Here is a 2,274-nt window from a genome sequence, read left to right as displayed (position 1 = left end):
GTGTGCCCGGAGTCCAGGGCGAGCATGGAAGCTCAAATGGACCACGAGTCTATCTGGAATATTGAACCGGTAATTCAGGAGGAAGTAACCAATCAATCCCACCCACTGTGAGGGTGGTGAGCCTGAGCGGCAGTGACCTGCGGTATGCCCGCAGGGTGATGTAACCCGCTGACAACGGGGATTGAGGCGAGGTCACTAAGCCAAGATGATCCTCAAGGCTGAGTGCTGAAAGGCTGAAGAACATGAACCCATTCATCCGCCTCTGTGGGTTGAAATGTCACCACGGCTTACGTGACCTGATAAGCCGTACGGGAAGGTTGGGCAGCATGACGCATAGGCGCTGCCAAACGAAGAAGTCCAAATTGGTAGCTCGGGCTTCGGTTCAGCAGTATCCATCACAGATTGGACTGCTGCTTCCTGTCAACTTGCGGCAAGCAAGGGTAAAGAGTGCGATGGGCAGCCTCCTCAGCATGCTGGAGTCCAGATAGGTAAACCGGGGAAGGTCAATATTGGATGCCAAGGGGGCATGACCCCGATGCCAAGTTGACTGGCGGAGCTCCCGTAGTAGTCCGCGATGGGGAAAGCCCATTACATGGCGAAGGGGAGCAGTTTAAACGTGTTTGCCAAGCAAACTACCTGACCAAACAAGGTGAAGACCTTTGATAATCAGCGAAATGCAACGCAAGCTAGCGACCTGGACAACAACCGACCCCACCCGCCGGGTGGACAGGTTGTTGCGCCTGATAGCACAGCCTGACTGGCTCGCAGAAGCGGCTCGGGTCACTCTGTCTTCCAAAGGGGCAAACACGCCCGGGATAGACGGAGAGATCAAGCTGACTGTGCAGGACAGGCTGCCGGCTATTCTTCAACAGATCAGGAGTGATTTACTCTCCGATGTTTACCAGCCGTTACAGGCCCGAAGGGTGTATATCCCAAAGGCCAACGGCAAGCAACGACCACTGGGTATCCCGACCCTACGCGACCGCATCGTTCAACGGGCCATGTTAATGGCGATGGAGCCCATGTGGGAGAGCGACTTCCATACGCTCTCCTACGGGTTCCGACCGGAGCGGAGCGTTCATCACGCGATCCGTACAGTGAAACTGCAACTGACGGACAATAAGGAAACGCGCGGACGCTGGGTCATTGAAGGGGATCTGTCCAGCTACTTTGATACCGTGCATCACCGGCTTCTGATGAAAGCTGTACGTCGCAGAATCAGGGACCGACGGTTCCTGAACCTTCTCTGGCGATTCATAAAAGCCGGTCATATTGATGCAGGTCTTTTCCGGGCAGCAAGTGAGGGCGTACCTCAGGGCGGTGTTATATCGCCACTGCTATCGAATATCATGTTGCATGAGTTCGATCAGTACCTGAATAGGCGCTACCTCGGCAAAAAGGCCCGAAAGGATCGATGGTACTGGAACCACAGTATCCGAATCGGTCGAAGCTCAGCCATCCGAGAGAACCGACAATGGAAGCCAGCCGTCGCCTACTGCCGCTATGCCGATGACTTTGTGGTTATCGTCAAGGGCACCAAAGCCCAGGCAGAGGCGATTAGAGAAGAATGCCGGGAGATGCTGGAAGGAACTCTCAAGCTGACACTGAACATGGATAAGACCAAGATTACCCATGTGAATGACGGCTTCGTGTTCCTGGGGCATCGCATCATCCGCAAGCGGAGCCGCTATGGCGACATGCGGGTGGTGACGACAATCCCCCGGGATAAGGCACGTAACTTTGCAGCATCTTTAACCGCCAAGCTGTCAGGCAATTATAGTGAAAGCAAAATCGACATGGTCGAATCCATCAACCGAAAGCTGAAAGGCTGGGCGGCGTTCTACCAGTTCGTCGATTACAAAGCGAAAGTCTTCAGCTACATCGATGGTGTCGTGTTCTGGAAACTGGCCCATTGGCTGGGCCGCAAATATCGCTCCCGGCTCAAACCGCTGATGCGTCATTGGTTCAAAGCCCCGGCTTCAGGTCAAAGTAAGACTTGGGTGCTGTATGGCAAAACCAATCAGGGGCTATTTAGTGGCGCCATCCTGTACCGACTCGTCGGTCACGGGAAAAAGCGATTCCGTTGGCGTCTTCCAGAGGGTAATCCCTACCTGAGGACAGAGTCCAGAAACACGTGGACCTCTCGCTTTCCCGAAGTTGCTATGGCCTTCGCCAGCGTTTAAGCGGAGAGCCGGATGCGCTGAAAGGTGCACGTCCGGTTCGGAGAGGAGAGGCAGGGAGATAGTTCGACTACGCCCTGCCTCTTACTCTACT

Annotated in this window: 1 protein-coding gene; it reads left to right on the top strand. The window is 54.7% G+C overall.

Annotated elements, in window-relative coordinates:
• Positions 1–659: 659 nt before the first annotated feature.
• Positions 660–2,183 (top strand): group II intron reverse transcriptase/maturase, encoded by a 1,524-nt coding sequence (gene ltrA / locus CLH61_RS18205; protein ID WP_099616115.1) that lies wholly within the window; start codon positions 660–662, stop codon positions 2,181–2,183.
• Positions 2,184–2,274 lie beyond the last annotated feature (91 nt).

The sequence above is a fragment of the Marinobacter profundi genome (assembly GCF_002744715.1).
Classification (GTDB): Bacteria; Pseudomonadota; Gammaproteobacteria; order Pseudomonadales; family Oleiphilaceae; genus Marinobacter; species Marinobacter profundi.
Note: the sequence above shows the minus strand (reverse complement) of the source record. Positions and strands in the feature narration are given on the sequence as shown.